Origin of the sequence: Thiorhodococcus minor (assembly GCF_010820565.1) — a bacterium.
GTDB lineage: Bacteria > Pseudomonadota > Gammaproteobacteria > Chromatiales > Chromatiaceae > Thiorhodococcus > Thiorhodococcus minor.
In genome coordinates this window covers 1-15,753 of the sequence record NZ_JAAIJQ010000108.1, presented here as the reverse complement: position 1 = coordinate 15,753, position 15,753 = coordinate 1, and the positions used below count along the sequence as shown (strand labels likewise).

General features: G+C 66.3%; 13 protein-coding genes and 1 pseudogene. 10 read left to right on the top strand and 4 right to left on the bottom strand.

The features are described from left to right. Positions 1-151: 151 nt before the first annotated feature. A complete protein-coding gene (lexA, locus tag G3446_RS23240; protein WP_164455781.1) occupies positions 152-751 on the bottom strand; it encodes a transcriptional repressor LexA in 600 nt (199 codons plus the stop codon). 88 nt (positions 752-839) lie between these two features. Between lexA (G3446_RS23240) and lexA (G3446_RS23235) the strand changes: the two genes are divergently transcribed. From lexA (G3446_RS23235) to G3446_RS23190, 10 genes and pseudogenes are all read left to right on the top strand, one after another. Continuing rightward, positions 840-1,307, top strand: coding sequence for a transcriptional repressor LexA (gene lexA, locus G3446_RS23235; protein ID WP_164455779.1), 468 nt, complete (start codon positions 840-842; stop codon positions 1,305-1,307). A 203-nt stretch (positions 1,308-1,510) separates the two neighbouring features. Further along, the gene (locus G3446_RS23230; RefSeq protein WP_164455777.1) at positions 1,511-5,011 is read left to right on the top strand and encodes a hybrid sensor histidine kinase/response regulator; all 3,501 of its coding nucleotides are present in this window, start codon (positions 1,511-1,513) and stop codon (positions 5,009-5,011) included. Beyond that, positions 4,998-5,915, top strand: coding sequence for a diguanylate cyclase domain-containing protein (locus tag G3446_RS23225; RefSeq protein ID WP_164455775.1), 918 nt, complete (start codon positions 4,998-5,000; stop codon positions 5,913-5,915). Before G3446_RS23230 ends, G3446_RS23225 begins: the two co-directional genes overlap by 14 nt. A gap of 99 nt (positions 5,916-6,014) precedes the next feature. After that, positions 6,015-7,205: an efflux RND transporter periplasmic adaptor subunit gene (locus tag G3446_RS23220; RefSeq protein ID WP_209262589.1), complete on the top strand. Its 1,191-nt coding sequence runs from the start codon at positions 6,015-6,017 to the stop codon at positions 7,203-7,205. Beyond that, the gene (locus tag G3446_RS23215; protein ID WP_164455773.1) at positions 7,202-10,300 is read left to right on the top strand and encodes an efflux RND transporter permease subunit; all 3,099 of its coding nucleotides are present in this window, start codon (positions 7,202-7,204) and stop codon (positions 10,298-10,300) included. The genes G3446_RS23220 and G3446_RS23215 overlap by 4 nt, the downstream gene beginning before the upstream one ends. A 143-nt stretch (positions 10,301-10,443) precedes the next feature. Continuing rightward, a complete protein-coding gene (locus tag G3446_RS23210) occupies positions 10,444-11,139 on the top strand; it encodes a glycosyl transferase family 2 (RefSeq protein WP_167757099.1) in 696 nt (231 codons plus the stop codon). Further along, complete coding sequence (locus G3446_RS23205; RefSeq protein ID WP_164455771.1) at positions 11,136-11,930, top strand: sterol desaturase family protein; 795 nt, start codon at positions 11,136-11,138, stop codon at positions 11,928-11,930. The genes G3446_RS23210 and G3446_RS23205 overlap by 4 nt, the downstream gene beginning before the upstream one ends. Continuing rightward, entirely contained in the window at positions 11,930-12,322 is a 393-nt protein-coding gene (locus G3446_RS23200; protein ID WP_245232706.1) for a hypothetical protein, read from the top strand. Before G3446_RS23205 ends, G3446_RS23200 begins: the two co-directional genes overlap by 1 nt. Beyond that, entirely contained in the window at positions 12,315-13,277 is a 963-nt protein-coding gene (gene arsS, locus G3446_RS23195) for an arsenosugar biosynthesis radical SAM (seleno)protein ArsS (protein WP_164455769.1), read from the top strand. The genes G3446_RS23200 and arsS overlap by 8 nt, the downstream gene beginning before the upstream one ends. Before the next feature lie 113 nt (positions 13,278-13,390). Further along, positions 13,391-14,110, top strand: a pseudogene (locus G3446_RS23190) (ATP-binding protein); the annotation flags it as partial. A 157-nt stretch (positions 14,111-14,267) separates the two neighbouring features. Here G3446_RS23190 and G3446_RS23185 read toward each other — a convergent pair. Genes G3446_RS23185 through G3446_RS23175 form a run of 3 tightly spaced genes read right to left on the bottom strand, consistent with a single transcriptional unit; the run spans position 14,268 to position 15,620 of the window. Beyond that, positions 14,268-14,669 carry a type II toxin-antitoxin system VapC family toxin gene (locus G3446_RS23185; RefSeq protein WP_342450206.1) on the bottom strand — a complete coding sequence of 134 codons (402 nt, stop codon included), beginning with the start codon at positions 14,667-14,669 and terminating at the stop codon, positions 14,268-14,270. 5 nt (positions 14,670-14,674) lie between these two features. Then, the gene (locus G3446_RS23180; protein ID WP_164455765.1) at positions 14,675-14,905 is read right to left on the bottom strand and encodes an antitoxin; all 231 of its coding nucleotides are present in this window, start codon (positions 14,903-14,905) and stop codon (positions 14,675-14,677) included. Between the two features lie 37 nt (positions 14,906-14,942). Beyond that, the gene (locus tag G3446_RS23175) at positions 14,943-15,620 is read right to left on the bottom strand and encodes a recombinase family protein (protein WP_425338426.1); all 678 of its coding nucleotides are present in this window, start codon (positions 15,618-15,620) and stop codon (positions 14,943-14,945) included. Between the last annotated feature and the right edge of the window lie 133 nt (positions 15,621-15,753).

Below are 15,753 nucleotides of genomic sequence, written 5' to 3'. Positions count from 1 at the left end.
CTGGGCTCGGCCGCGGTGCATACGCCACCCATGCCGCATCGGCTCCTGGTTCTGGCTGAGCCTTGTTAATAATCAGGAAAAACCATGCGCCTTGATGCAAGCCCTGGCGCCCTTTCGTGATCGCATGCCGGGAAGCGGAGAGCCGAGCGGCTCAGCCGTAGCTGCGCATCAGTCCGACGAGCACGCCTTGTATCTCGACCTCTGCGGGCGCGAAGACGAGTGGCTCCATGCCGCGATTCGCGGGAATCAGCATGACGCGGTCCGGCTGCTGGTGGATCTTTTTCAGGGTGGTCTCCTCGCCACGCACCAGGGCGACGACGATCTCGCCGTTGTGCGCCGTGCGACGATGCTCGATCACGGCATAGTCGCCGTCGAGGATTCCCGCCTCGCACATGGAGTCGCCCGCGACTTGCAGGACAAAGCAATCCAGGTGCCCGCGCAGGTGCGCGGGCACCTGGATCGTCTCGGATTGCGGAACGGCCGCGACCTGGCGCCCGGCGGCGATGCGGCCGAGAAATGGCAGCGCATCGGCCGAGCCGAGTCCGGGGGTCAGGCGGACGCCGGATCGGCGGCCGTTCATGTGCTCGACATAGCCCTCGGCGATGAGTGCCCGGATGTGCTTGTGCAGGGATCCACGCGAGCGCAGCCCGAGACAGGCGCAGAGCTCGTCGAGGGTCGGCGCCTGCTCGAAATGCTCGGCGTTGTCTTTGAGGAATTCCAGGATCTGGTGCTGACGGCGGGTGAGGGGCATGGTCGCTGCTGACTTTGACTTCGGTGGTTCTGTGCTAGGCTAATGGAGAACGAATAGAGAACGATCGCTTCTTGCCGAGGTCGAGCCGATGACAGCCAACGTCGCCTACCTTCTCCACAAGGTCCCGCGTCCGCTCTGGAATCCTGGGCTGACGCCGATCGAGATCGCGGACGAGCCAGGGGTGGAGATCCCGCTCTTGGGATACGTGACCGCAGGCTACCCCGTCGACCTGGTGGAGCACCAGGAGTGGATCACCATCCCGCGCCACATGCTGCGCAAGAACAGCTATGCGCTGCGGGTGAGGGGACATTCCATGATCGACGACCAGATCCAGGATGGGGACATCATCGTCGTCGAGCAGCGTCAAACCGCGGAGAGCGGCGAATCCGTGGTCGCCATGATCAATGGCGAGCAGGTCACGCTCAAGCGTTTCTTCATCGAGCCCGACGGCATCAGGCTGCAGCCGGCGAACCCCGCCATGGAGCCGATCTTCTTGCGCCACGAAGAGCTGCAGATCCTGGGTATCGTCTCGGGCGTGATTCGTCGGGCTGGCTAGGGCTCCGTTCCATCCTCCTTTGCGGGAGCAGGTGCCGCTGGGCGTGTCGGCCTCCAGGTCAACACTCCCAGCAATGGTGAGCCTATCTGCCTCGACGGCGGATTCGCGCTGCCCTATGCGATGGCTGAGCCGGGACATCCGGGATAAGATGCGCGGACTGCTCAAGGTCGTCCAACGCCGCCCCCCGCAAGATGGCTCCGCCCATGCCCGCTCATCGCCCTGGACCCTCCCGCTTCGGCCTTCAATGGAAGCTCGCCCTGGTATTCTTTGGGCTGGCGCTCCTGGTCTCGGCGGGAACCTCGCTCGTGCTCTATCAGGTCGCCCGGGATCAGGTCAGGGCGGACCTGCGCCAGCGGCTGGGCGACATCGTCGGGGTGGCCGCGGCGAGTCTGGATGCCGAGCTGCATGTGGGCATCACGCCCGAGCTGGGCATGGATTCCGATCCGTTTCGGCGGATGCGCAAGGATCTCCAGGCGGTGCGCGACAGCGCATCGGACCTCAAGTATGTGTACAGCCTGCGGCGTGGTGAAGATGGCACTATTCGTTTCGTCGTGGATGCCGAGGAAGATCCGGAAGACGCGGTCGACCTGGATGTCGTCTACGAGGACGCCAGCCCCCTCCTGCAAGCGCGTTTCCCGACCCTGGACGAGGTGGTGGTCGAGCAGGACTTCTACACCGATCAGTGGGGCACCTTCCTCTCCGGCTATGCGCCCATCCGGCTCGCCGACGGGACGCGCGTCGGCGTTCTGGGCGCGGACATCACGGCGACGACCGTTCGGGCCTACGAGCAGCGGGTGCTGCGGATCGCGGTCGGGCTCTTCCTCGCAACCCTGCCGCCGATCCTGCTCGGCGGCTGGTGGATGGGCCGGGCCATCGCCAAGCCCATCGTGCGGCTCAATCGGGGCGCGCTGCGGATTGCCGAGGGCGATCTCGGCGTACGCCTGGGGATCGATCGCCGCGACGAGATCGGTGCGCTGGCCGCCTCTTTCGACCATATGGCGGGCGAGCTGGCCGAGGGCCGGCAGAAGATCGAGGAGGTGGCGAGAAAGTACCGCGCCATCTTCGACAATGCCGCCGAGGGCATCTTCCAGACCACGGCCGACGGCAAGGTCATCACGGCGAACCGCGCCTGTCAGCGTATGCTGGGCGTGGCCGATCTGGATGAAGGGATTCAGCAGATTCAGGACCTTGGCACCCAGGTCTATACCGACCCCGAGGACCGCAGCCGCCTGCTCGCCGATGTGCGTGAGCACGGCACGGTCACTGGGTTCGAGACCCGCTTGAAGCGCCCCGATGGCTCGACCTTCTGGGGAGAGATCTCGCTGCATCGCGTCAAGAATGCCGAGGGTGGCGATATCCTGGAGGGCATGCTGCTCGACGTGACGGACCGCCGCCGTCGCCAGGAGGCCGAGCGCGAGCGCGAGGCCGCCAAGGCCGCCAGCGAGGCGAAGAGCGGCTTCCTCGCCAACATGAGCCACGAGATCCGCACGCCGCTGAACGCGGTGATGGGACTGACGGATCTCGCCCTGCGGACGGACCTGGATGAGCGCCAGCGGGACTATCTGGTCAAGGTCAAGGCGTCGGCGCGCTCGCTGCTCGGCCTCATCAATGACATCCTGGATTTCTCCAAGATCGAGGCCGGCCGCCTGGATCTGGAGCAGACCCCCTTCTCTCTGGACGAGGTGCTCGCCAGCCTGACCGAGATGTTCGCCTATCGCGCACATGAGCGCGATGTCGAGCTGATCGTCTCCGCCGAGCCGGATGTCCCGCGCGCCCTCATCGGCGATCCGTTGCGGCTTGGACAGATCCTCATCAATCTCGCCGGCAATGCCATCAAGTTCACCGAGCACGGCGAGGTGGCTGTGCTGGTCTCCTTGTGCCAAGCCGCCGATCGCGATCCGGGCGACGGGGCGGTCATGCTCTGTCTCGAGGTGCGCGACACCGGGCCTGGCATCCCGCTGGATCGCCTCGAAACCATCTTCCAATCCTTCGCCCAGGCCGACGGCTCCATCACGCGGCGTCATGGCGGGACCGGCTTGGGTCTTGCCATCACCCGCGAGCTCGTCGGGATGATGGGCGGCGACATCCGCGTCGAGAGCCGTGTCGGCGAGGGCAGCCGTTTCATCGCGCGGGTCCTGATGCGGCGCCAGGCCGCCGTCGCCGAGGCGAGCCCGAGCACGCCGGTCGATTTGCGCGGGCTCCGGGTGCTGGTGGTGGACGACAATGCCACCTCGCGCGAGATCCTCATCAGTCAGATCCAGTCCTTCCAGATGCAGGCGACGGCCGCCGCCTCCGGCGAGGAGGCCCTGCGGATCCTCGCCGATGCCGAGCAGAGCTTCGACCTGGTGCTGATGGACTGGAAGATGCCTGGCCTGAACGGCCTGGAGACCACCAGGCGCATTCGCACCAGGTTCGATCTCGCCAAGACGCCGGTGGTCTGCATGATCTCCGCCTATGCCCGCGAAGACCTGATGCAGCCGGGGGAGCGGTCGATCTTGGACGCCTTCCTACACAAGCCGGTGAACCAGTCCTTTCTTTTCGATACCATCATGGGCCTGTTCGGCCATGAGGACGCGGCGGTCACGAGCGGTCTCCTGCGGGCGGAAGAGACGGCGCCCGAGGCACCGGACCTGCGCGGCAGCCGCGTACTGCTGGTCGAGGATATCGAAGTGAACCGGCAGGTGGCGGTGGAATGGTTGACCTCGGTCGGGCTCGAGGTCGACACGGCGGAGAATGGCGCGCAGGCCCTCACGCTCGCCGATCCGGACCGTCATGCCGCGGTGCTCATGGATCTGCAGATGCCCGTGATGGATGGCCTGGAGGCAACGCGCCGCATCCGCGCGGCCCTGGATCGGCAGCGGCTGCCGATCATCGCCATGACCGCCCACGCGCTCAAGGGAGATTTGGAGCGCTGCCTCGCGGCCGGCATGAACGACTATGTCGCCAAGCCGATCGATCCGGCACGGCTCTTCGCGGTCCTGGCGCGCTGGATTCCCGCCGCTCGGCCAGAATCCAAGATTGCACCCGAGCCGGCACCCAAGCCGCCTCGCAAAGCGGATGCCGCTGCCGTCTTGATCGACGGGCTGGAGCTGCCTGGGCTGGATCTCTCCGAGGGGCTGGCGCGCGCCAATCGCAATGCCGGCTTGTACCTCAAGATGCTGCGCGGTTTCCGCGCCTCTTGGGCAGACACGGCAGAGCGTATCGAGCAGGCGCTCGCGGCGAGCCATGCCGATGAGGCGCGCCGCCTGGCGCATTCGCTCAAGAGCGTTGCGGGCAACCTGGGCGCCAAGGCGCTCTATGATGCGGCATTGGCCGTGGAGGATGCCGTCGGCGCGGGGCGCCTGCCGATCGACGACGACATCTGGCGCGTCTTCAGCAGCGCGCTCGCCGAGGTTGCCGAGGGTCTGCGAGCCCTGCCGACGGAGAGCGCCGAGGCGGGGCAAGCGGAGGCGAGCAGCGCGGACGTCGCCGACCTGGATCTCACACAGATTGCGGATGAAATCACGGACATGATCCGGCTCCTCGACGACGATCTCGACCAAGGACGCGCCCGTTTGATCGACTTGGCGCCACAGCTCAAGGCCTGTGTCGATCCGGCGCGGATCGCGACGATTCAGCGCCAGATCGACGATTTCGACATTGATGCCGCCATCGCTTCCCTCGAGACACTATGCATAGAGCTCACAGCCGATGACCGAGCGTGACGACCGACACAAGATCCTGATCGTCGACGACACCAAGGAGAACATCGACCTCCTGATGGAGGTCTTTCGCGAGGACTATCGCGTCAGCGCGGCGACCAAGCCGGAGCGCGCCCTCAAGCTCGCGCGCGGGGACAATCCGCCGGACATCATCCTGCTCGACATCCTGATGCCGGAGATGGACGGCTACGAGCTGTGCGCAGCGCTCAAGCGCGACGAGGCGACCAAGTCGATTCCCGTGGTCTTCGTTACCGCCGTCTCGGAGGTCATGGACGCGGCGAAAGGCTTCTCCGCGGGCGCGGTCGACTACATCACCAAGCCCTTCCATCCCCCGGTGGTCAAGGCGCGCGTCAGGCTCCACCTGGACCTCAAGAGCAAGTACGAGCTGCTTGAGTCCTACGCCTTCATCGACGCCCTCACCGAGGTCAACAACCGTCGCCGCTTCGACCTGGTGCTGGAGAGCGAGTGGAACCGCGCCCGCCGCTCGGGGCGTCCGCTCTCGCTCGTCTATGTCGATGTCGACCACTTCAAGGAATACAACGACACCCTCGGCCATGGTGCCGGGGACGACTGCCTGCGCCGACTGGCTTCGGGCCTGTCGGGGGCGCTGCACCGCTCGGGCGACTTCATCGCCCGCTACGGCGGCGAGGAGTTCATGGTCCTGCTGCCCTACACCAGCCAAGAGCAGGCGCGCGAGATCGCGTCCTATCTCCTGAGCGTCATCGACGGCCTCGCCATTCCCCATCCATCCAGCCCCATCGCCCAGCACGTCACCCTCAGCATGGGCGTCGTCAGCGTCGACCCGGACGCCAACATCCAACCGGCCGGCATCATCGAGGCCGCCGACCGGGCGCTCTATGCCGCGAAGCATGGCGGCCGCAATCGGATCGTCGGCGGAGACATCTAGGGATCGAACGCCGTACCCGCCTGTCAGATCACCGGAGCCTAGCGCCGGGGGGATCCAGATCATGGCCCGCTCCGGACCTCATGCCACCAGGATCGAGATTTGTCCAAGCCCCTCGCTAGGCGCCTGACGCTGGCCCTCATCGTCTTCTCCGTGCTGGGTGCGCTCGGCTGGGCGATCCAGCAGCGCCTTCCGGACGCGCCGAGCGCCAGGCCCTCAGCCCGCGAGAGCCCACCCGTCCCCGTGGAGGTCGCGGAGATCGAGCAAGGCCCCATCGAGGCGCGCCGCGTCTTCACAGGCACGCTCGAGGCCCATGCCGAGCTCGAGGTTGCGCCCAAGGTCAGCGGGCGCGTCGAGGCCTTGAGCGCGGACTTGGCAGACGCGGTCGCACGCAATGAGGTCGTCGCCATGCTCGACGACGCCGAGTACGTCCAGGAGGTCGCGCGCGCCGCCGCCGATCTTGCGGTCGCCCAGGCGAGCGCGGTGGAGGCGGAGAGTCTGCTCGAGATCGCCGAGCGCGAGCTGGCGCGTATCGAGAAGCTGCAGCGGCGCGGCGTCAGCTCCGAGTCGCAGCGCGACACGGCCAAGGCCGAGCAGCTCGCCAAGCAGGCGCTGGTGGCGGTGAGCCGCGCGCGGGTAGCGAGCGCCGAAGCGGACTTGGAGGCGGCCCGCATCCGGCTGGGCTACACCCAGGTCAGCGCCGGCTGGCGCGGCGGGGGCGAGCGGCGCGTGGTTGCCGAGCGCTATGTCGACGAGGGCGAGATGGTCGATGCCAATACGCCATTGCTGCGCATCGTCGAGCTGGATCCCATTACCGCCGTGTTCTCCGTGACCGAGCGGGACTATGCCCAGCTCGCGTCTGGGCAGCGCGCGAGCGTCTCCACCGATGCCTATCCCGCCCAGCGTTTCGCGGCGCGGATCGAGCGTATCGCCCCTGTGTTTCGCGAGGCGACGCGACAGGCAAGGGTCGAGCTGCGCGTCGACAATCCAGAGCTTCGTCTCAAGCCGGGCATGTTCGCGCGGGCGACGGTGGTGCTCGATCGGGAGGCGGAAGCGACCATCGTCCCGGAGCAGTCCCTGACCAAGCGCGATGGCGGGACAGGCGTCTTCCTGGTCGACCCGGACGGCCGCACCGCGATCTGGCGGCCGGTGCGTCCTGGCATCCGCGATGGTCAGCGGGTGCAGGTCCTGGGCGAAGGGATCGCGGGGAAGGTGGTCGTGCTCGGTCAGCAATTGCTCGAGGACGGCTCGGCCATCCGCATCGTCTCCGACACCACGGCCTCCGCCCGATGAATCTGGCGCGGGCCAGCGTCCGTCGCCCGGTCTTCACGACCATGGCGACGCTCATCGTGCTGGTGCTGGGGTCGCTGTCGCTCAGTCGGCTGCAGATCGACCTGCTGCCGAGCATCGAGCTGCCGACCCTCACGGTTCGCACCCAATACGAGGGCGCCGATCCCATCGTCATCGAGCGCCTGGTGACCCAGATCGTCGAGGAGATCGTCGCCACTGTGCCAGGCGTCGTGGAGATGACCTCCAGCTCCTACGAAGGCTACAGCAGCGTGCGCGTGAGCTTCGCCTGGGGCACCAACATCGACAATCTCGCGGTGGACGTTCGGGCGACGCTGGAGGACGAGATCAGCGAGCTGCCGGACGACATCGTCGGCCCGCGCATCAGCAAGTTCGACGTCGACTCCTTCCCTGTGGTGCTGCTCGGCATCTCCAGCCCGCTCGATCCCGTGGAGCTGACTCAGCTCGTGGAGGATCAGGTCCGCTACCGCTTCGCCCGCATCCCAGGTGTCGCCCAGGTCGACCCCTGGGGGGGCTTCACCCGGGAGCTGCGGGTGGAGCTCGACCCGGGCAAGATCAACGCCCTGGGCCTGGCGCTCAACGACATCCTGGACGCCATCCGCGACGCCAATCTGGATCTGCCGGCCGGCAAGATCGAGCAGGGGCGCTACGAGGTGACGCTGCGCGCGCCGGCCGAGTTCGCCAGCCTGGACGAGATCCGCGACACCGTCGTCGGCAGGCGCCAGGGCGCCCTGGTCCGACTGGGACAGATCGCCAAGGTGACGGACACCTATGAAAAGCTGACCCGCTTGATCCGCGTGAATGGCGAGCGGGGCCTCAGACTCGCCATTCGCAAGCAGCCCAGCGCCAATACCGTCGAGGTCTCGCGGGCGATTCTGGCGGAGGTCGATGAGATCAACCAGGCCTTTCCCCAGCTGCGCGTCGTCCCGGTCATCAATCAGGGCAACTTCATCCAGCGCTCGATCAGCAATGTCGCGCGCTCCGTGCTCTACGGCAGCGCGCTCGCCGTGCTGGTCCTGCTCTTCTTCCTGCGCAATCTGCGCAGCACCCTGGTTATCTCCCTGGCCATTCCCATCTCGGTCGTCGCCACCTTCGCGCTGCTCTATTTCGGCGGCTTCACGCTCAACCTCATGACGCTCGGCGGACTTGCGCTTGGCGTCGGCATGATGGTCGACAGCTCGGTGGTGGTGCTGGAGAACATCTATCGGCGCTTCCGTGAGCACGGCGAGCCGCCGCAGCGGGCCGCGATGAAGGGCACCCGCGAGGTCGCCGCCGCGGTCACCGCGGGCGCCATCACGACCCTGACCATCTTCCTGCCCCTGATCTTCGTGCGTGGCGTGCCCGGCTTGCTCTTCCAGGAGCTGGCCTTCGTCATCATGTTCTCCCTCCTATGCTCGCTGCTGGTCGCGCTCAGTCTTCTGCCGATGCTGGCGTCCAAGATCCTCGGTGGCGGCGACCCCGAGGCCGGGTCGGGGTGGACGGCGCGGTTTGCGCAACGGGCAGGCGGCTGGATCAGGGGGCTCGAAAGGGGCTACCTGGGGATCCTCGGCGCGGCGCTCGCGCGACCTGTCCTCACGGTCGTGGGTACGGCCTTGGTCTTTGCGGCCAGTCTTATCCTGGCCCCATTGATTGGGGCGGAGTTTCTGCCGCCAAGCGACGAGGGCGAGGTGCGGGTGAGCGGGGAAATGGAGGTCGGCACACGTCTGGATCTCATCGACCGCCAGACGCGCGCCATGGAGGCGCTGGTCTATCCGGCGGTGCCTGAGGCTGTCTCGTCCGTGGTCTCCGTGATGACCTCGGGCACGCGCGGAAGGGCTACGCCCAAGGGCGAGATCCGGCTCTCGCTGACCCCGGCCACGCAGCGGGCACGCTCCAATCAGGAGATCGCGCAAGACCTGCGGACCCGGCTCGAGGGCCAGATCCCCGGCATGACCATCCGCACGCGCGCCCCCCAGGGGCAGTTCCTGCTCGAGCGCCTGCTCTCGGGCGAGGAGGGCGTCACCGTGGAGGTGCGTGGCTTCGATCTGGACACGCTCGCCCTGCTGGCGCGCCAGGCGGCGGACGCCATCGCCGCCGTCCCGGGCGTGACGGACGTGGATCTCAGCCGCGAGGTCGGCATCCCGCAGCAGCAGATCCATGTGATGCGCGACAAGATCGCGGACCTGGGGCTCACGGTGCGTGACGTGACCGAGGTCATCGGGACCGCGGTCGCTGGCTCCAAGGCGGGCGAGCTGCGCAGCCAGGGCAATTCCTACCGCATCCTCGTCCAGCTGGAAGACGCCGAGAAGCGCTCGATCGACGAGATCCTGGACCTCACCCTGCGCACCCCTGAGGGCGAGCAGGTCGTTCTGCGCAATCTAGTGACGACAGAGAGCGGCCGCGGACCCGTGATCGTCGAGCGCAAGGATCAGCAGCGCATCGTCACGGTCACGGCGAACGTGGCAGGCCGAGACCTCGGGTCAGTCGCGGAGGACGTGCGCGCGCGGCTTGCGGAGATCCCGCGCCCGGTCGGCTATGACCTGACCATCGCCGGCAACTACGAAGAGCAGCAGAAGGCCTTCGACGAGCTGCTGGTGTCGCTGGCGCTGGCGCTGGCGCTGGTCTACATGGTGCTGGCGTCCCAATACGAATCTCTGCTCGATCCCCTGGTGGTCATGCTCTCCGTCCCGGTCGCGGCGGTCGGCGTGCTGCTGACGCTCTTCCTCACCGACACCACCCTCAATCTGCAGTCCGCCATCGGCTGCATCATGCTCTGCGGTATCGCAGTCAATAATGCCATCCTCCTGGTGGACCAGGCCGGGCGGCTGCGTCGCGAAGGCCTGGCGACGCTGGAGGCACTGACCGAGGCCGGACGCCGCCGCCTGCGGCCGATCCTCATGACCACATTGACCACCATCCTCGCACTGCTGCCGCTGGCGCTCGGGATCGGGGAGGGCGCCGACGCCCAGGCGCCGCTGGCCAGAGCCGTGCTCGGCGGGCTGATCGCTTCCACGCTCATCACCCTCGTCCTCATCCCCGCCGTCTACTTCCTCATCCACCGCGTCGCCGAGGCTCGGTCCGAGTCTCTTGCGACTGGTTGAGCGCAGCTCCCCGAGCTGCAGCTCGGTCGCCCGAGACGTCCCGACCGCTTGGCTTTCGCGCGGGTCGCCTCGATCTCTCGCGGTAAGTCCTTATCCGATCGCTCCTCTCCCGCCGCTCCATGCGCACACCAAGTCTATCGCTTGTGATTCCGACCCGCCGGCTCGACGCCGGCCTGAGGGCGCGTGCCGCCCGGAACGCCGTCCGATCGGGCGCCGACGAGGTGATCCTCGTCGAGCCCGAGGATGTGGTGTCCTCCCGGCCAAGCAGCGCCGTCGACCTGCCCGATGGCTGGCGGCTCATGCATGCGCCTCGCGGACGCGGCAGCCAGTGCGCGGCAGGTGCCCGCGCGAGCCGAGGCGAGCTGCTGATGATCCTGCACGACGACACCGACCTGCCGGAGGACGCGGCGGCCCAGCTCGCCGCAGCCTTCGACGATCACGAGATCGGCATGGCGTGCTTTCGGCTGCGCTTCGATCATGGCCATTGGCTGCTGCGCTTCTATAGCCTCTGCTCGCGCCTCGAGTCGCCCCTGACCACCTTCGGCGACCAGGCCATGGTGCTCCGCCGCTCGGTCTATGAGGCCGTGGGCGGCTTTCCCGACTGGCCCTTGTTCGAGGACGTCGAGCTGGCCCGGCGCGTCCGTCGCCAGAGTCGCGTGGCCAAGCTTCCCGCCATGGTGACGACCTCCGCGGTGCGGTTCACGGCGAACGGCCTGGTGTGGCAGCAGCTCTTCAACGGCCTGCTCCTGGGGCGTTTTTTGCTGGGCGCACCACCCGAGCGCCTGGCTGCCATCTACGAGCGTCGGCTTGGCGTCCCCCGGCCGGAGGAGGGCGCATGACGCTGGATCTCTGGGTGGGCCTTGTCGTGCTGAGTGCGCTCTTCGCCCTGGAAGGCGTGCTGCCCTTCTATCTGGGCAGGCGTGGCCGTGTGCGCCATGCGGCCAGGAATCTCGGACTGGCCGCGATCGGAGGCGTCGTGGGAGCCGTCCTTGCGCCGCTCTGGATCGGCGCGACACAGCTCAGCGCCCAGCTCGGGATCGGACTCTGCCATTGGCTCGACGGGCTGGGTGCGGGCTGCGCCTTGGCTGCCTTCGTCCTCTTCGATCTCTGGATGTACGCCTGGCACAGGGCCAACCACCGCATCTCCTTCCTGTGGCGCTTCCATCGCGTGCACCACACGGATCCCGCCATGGATTGCACCACCGCGCTGCGCTTCCACCCGGGCGAGATCCTGCTCTCCGGGCTGGCCAATGCCTTGGTGCTCGTCCTGCTCGGCATGAGCTTCGAGCTGCTGGTCCTCTACAAGGCGGTGATGGTCGCCGTCATCGCACTGCATCACAGCAATGTCGCTATCCCGCCCCTGCTCGATCGTCGTCTGCGCCTCTTGCTGGTCACCCCGGCCATTCATCGCGTCCATCATTCGCAGATTCGCACCGAGACGGACTCGAGCTACGGGACCATCTTCTCCGTCTGGGATCGCCTGTTCGGCTCACTGCGGCTGCGTCCCGACCCGGAGGCGATCCGCTTCGGCATCGGACGCTTCACCGCGCCCAGATGGCAGGGGCTGATGGGGCTCTTGGTGCTGCCGCTCCAATCCGAGCCCCTCAGCGGCCGGGTAGAGACGGCCTGATGGCAGAGCCGCGCCTGATCTTCGTCTACAAGGCAGACTCGGATCTCTTCAGTCGCGTCACGGACGCGGCGCATAAGATCCTGTCACCCAAGACCTATTCCTGCGACCTGTGCATGCTGACGCATGGCTGGCTAAGCGAGCGGCGGTCTTGGAGCGACTTCATCCGCGCGCTGCCGGTGCGATGCCAATTCCTCCATCGCGACCAGCTTCAGGAAGACTTTCCGCAGCTCGAGGTCGAGCTGCCCGTCGTCTTGCTGCTGACGGACGCTGCTCCATCCGTTTGCCTAGACGCGACGGCCATCCGGGGCTGTGAAGGCCTCGATGACCTCATGGCCTTGGTGCGAGCGCGCTGCCTTCAGCCCCAGTACTCGAGGGCCCAGCCTCATGCATGAGACCCTGCCACGCCTGATCGACAGCGACTTCCCGAAGATCCGGCGCTTCGCCGTCAAGACCCTGCAGATCAACCTCGGGTATCGCTGCAATCAGTCCTGCCTGCACTGTCATGTGGCTGCGGGGCCGAATCGGACCGAGAGCATGGAGCGAGAAACCGTCGATGCGGTCATCGCCTGCCTCGGCTCCGGACCCTTCGAGACACTAGACATCACTGGCGGTGCCCCCGAGCTCAATCCGCACTTTCGCGATCTCGTGCGCGCGGCCCGCGAGCTTGGGGTGCATGTCATGGATCGATGCAATCTCAGCATCCTGAGCGAGCCCGGCTATGAGGATCTGGCGGCCTTTCTCGCCAAGCACGGGGTCGAGGTCGTCGCCTCGCTGCCCTGCTATCTGGAGGAGAATGTCGACGCCCAGCGCGGCAAGGGCGTCTTCGCGCAGAGTCTGGATGGCCTGCGGCGGCTCAACGCGCTGGGCTATGGCGACGCCGAGACCGGGCTGGTCCTCAGTCTGGTGTACAACCCGCTCGGTCCCGCGCTGCCGCCCGCCCAGTGCGGGCTGGAGCAGACCTATCGAAAGGAGCTCGGCGAGCGCCATGGCATCGTCTTCAGCCGGCTCTTCACCTTGGCAAACATGCCGATCCAACGCTTCGGCAGCACCCTGATCTCGAAAGGCCAGTTCGACGACTATCTGGCGCTGCTGAAATCCGCCCACCGTGCCGAGAACCTGCCACAGGTCATGTGCCGCGAGCTGATCAGCGTCGATTGGCGCGGCTACGTCTACGACTGCGACTTCAACCAGATGCTCGGCCTGCCCTTGGGTGCCACTCCGAGCGCGGTCAATCTCAGCGATCTCGATCTGGCCAGGCTCGCCGAGGCGCCCATCCGCGTCGCCGACCACTGCTATGGCTGCACTGCCGGCCAAGGCTCGAGCTGCTCTGGCGCACTCTCCGGGTGACCTGCCCGCACCTGGTGCTCCCCGCATCCTCGCCCCGGGGTGGGGCGGCACGCCGGTTCGGGAAACGCTTAGAATCAAGTCTGCCATGACAACCTCTGCGCATGAGAGCCTCGATTTCGCGCCGCAAGCTTCCCATCGGTATCCAGACCTTCCGCGAGATCCGCGAGGAAGGCTATTACTATGTCGACAAGACCGCCTTCGCCTGGCGCCTGGTCGACAGCGGTAAGTACTTCTTTTTGTCGCGTCCCCGCCGTTTCGGCAAGTCTCTCTTTCTGGATACCCTTGCCGAGCTGTTCGCCGGCAGCGAGCCGCTCTTCCGCGGACGCTTCATCCATGAGCGCTGGGATTGGACCCGACGCGCACCAGTGATGCGGCAGAGCTTCGGCGGCGGGGTGATGCGCTCGCCTGGGGACCTGCGGGAGGAAATCGGCGAGCAGCTGCGCATCAACCAGGGGGTGCTCGGAATCCGCTGCACCGAGCCGTCGGCGAGCGGGTGCTTCGCCGAGCTGATCCGCAACGTCCACGCGCGCAGCGGGGAGCGCGCCGTGGTCCTGGTCGACGAGTACGACAATCCGATTCTCGACAACCTCGCCCGTCCCGGGGTCGCGCGAGAGATCCGTGACGGGCTGCGCGACCTCTATTCGGTCATCAAGGATTTCGACGCCCACATCCGCTTCGCCTTTCTCACCGGAGTGAGCGAGCTCAGCAAGGTCGGCCTCTTCTCGGGGCTGAACAACCTCAACGAGACTACAGTCTCGCCGGACGACTCCGCTATCTGCGGCTATACGGGGGACGACCTCGATCGCGTCTTCACCCCCGAGCTCGAGAGCCTGCTCTCGCGCTTCGATGTGGGCGACCATCCCGACCGAGGCGCTGCTCTTCCAGACCGGGTACCTGACCATCGACCGCACCGAGTGGGCCGGACAGCACTGCTTGGGTTCACTCCATAGAACGGAGAATATCGTACGCTAAGGCTCGCGCAGGCCGCTGTCAGTGTGCCCAGTTCTCCGTTGTGAGCCCTGCTACCCGACCGAGCTCCCGCAAATTGTTGCTCACCAGGATCAGGCCGGAAGCCATAGCGTGTGCCGCGATCCAAAGATCGTTGGCCCCGATTGGTGTCCCTGCGCGTTCCAGCGCAGCTCGGATGCGGGCATAGTGCGACGGACTGTTGTCCGGCAGCGCCAACACGGGGACAAGTTCGACGAAGCGTTGCAGTCGCTCCGCAATCTGTTTCGGAAGCTGGCTTTTCTCCGCGCCGAGCAACAACTCGCCGTACGTAATCATCGACATCCCAACCTCACCCGGGTGCAGGCGCTCGAATCGACCTGCGACCTCCGGTGGCCGCCGTTTGGCGGTGTAGATGCAGATGTTGGTGTCGAGTAGATATCTCACCGGCATCACAAGGCTTCGCGGGTCTCGGGAGGCGGGTCCCGTCGTCCCTCGGCGAAGTAGTCCTCGGGCATGGAGGCGAGCAGGTCGAATGCCTCACGCAGATTCGCGTTCTGCTTGCGCAGGATCACCTCGTCACCGCGGCGCAGGATCTCAACCTCATCGACGTCGAACTGGAAACCGTCGGGTAGCTGCACGCTTTGTGAGGCTCCGCTTCGATCGATCTTGGTGGTGGTCATGGCTTTTCAGCCTCCGCTGGGGCGTTGACTTTCAGGTTCAGGCTGTGGGCGCCGTGCTTGCTCGAATACCGAGCACCCGTTCTCCATGCTCGCGCAGCTCACCGCGAGGACCGACGTAGCGATACAGCGTCGAGCGTGTCACGCCGAGCTCTTCGCACAGTTCGCTGACCTTGGTGCCGCGGTTCTGCATTGCTGCTTGGGCCAGCCGGACCTGAGTCTTGCTCAGGTCGAAGCGTCGGCCTCCCTTTCGACCTCTGGCTCGCGCTGCGGCCAACCCGGCCTTGGTGCGCTCCCGGATCAACTCCCGCTCGAGCTCGGCCAGTGCGGCGAAAATGCCGAACAACAGCTTGCCGCTGGCGGTCGTGGTGTCGATCTCGGCGCCCTGACCGGCGAGCACCTTGAAACCGATACCTCGTTCAGCAAGGTCCTGCGCCGTATTGACCAGGTGGCGCAGGTCGCGGCCCAGCCGGTCGAGTTTCCAGACCATCAGGACATCGCCGGCACGCAAGGCCTTCAGGCACGCTGAAAGCCCAGGTCGATCCTCGCGCTGACCGGATGCCTCGTCCTGATAGATCTGCTCCGGCACGACGCCGGCGGCGACCAAGGCATCGCGCTGCAGGTCGAGCACCTGGCTGCCGTCCGTCTTCGAGACCCGGGTATATCCGATCAGCATGGCTGCTTCATGAACGAACGTTTGAGCGACGGCGCGGAACAACCCGTTTCAAGCCGTCAAGCGTGTTCCTTATCCCGTTGCAGAATCTTCGCATAGTTTAGTCCCTTATCGACAAAATCTTTGACAAAACGATGAGAATTCTAAAGGGCCTCCAGCACGAGACTCGGCTGCACAA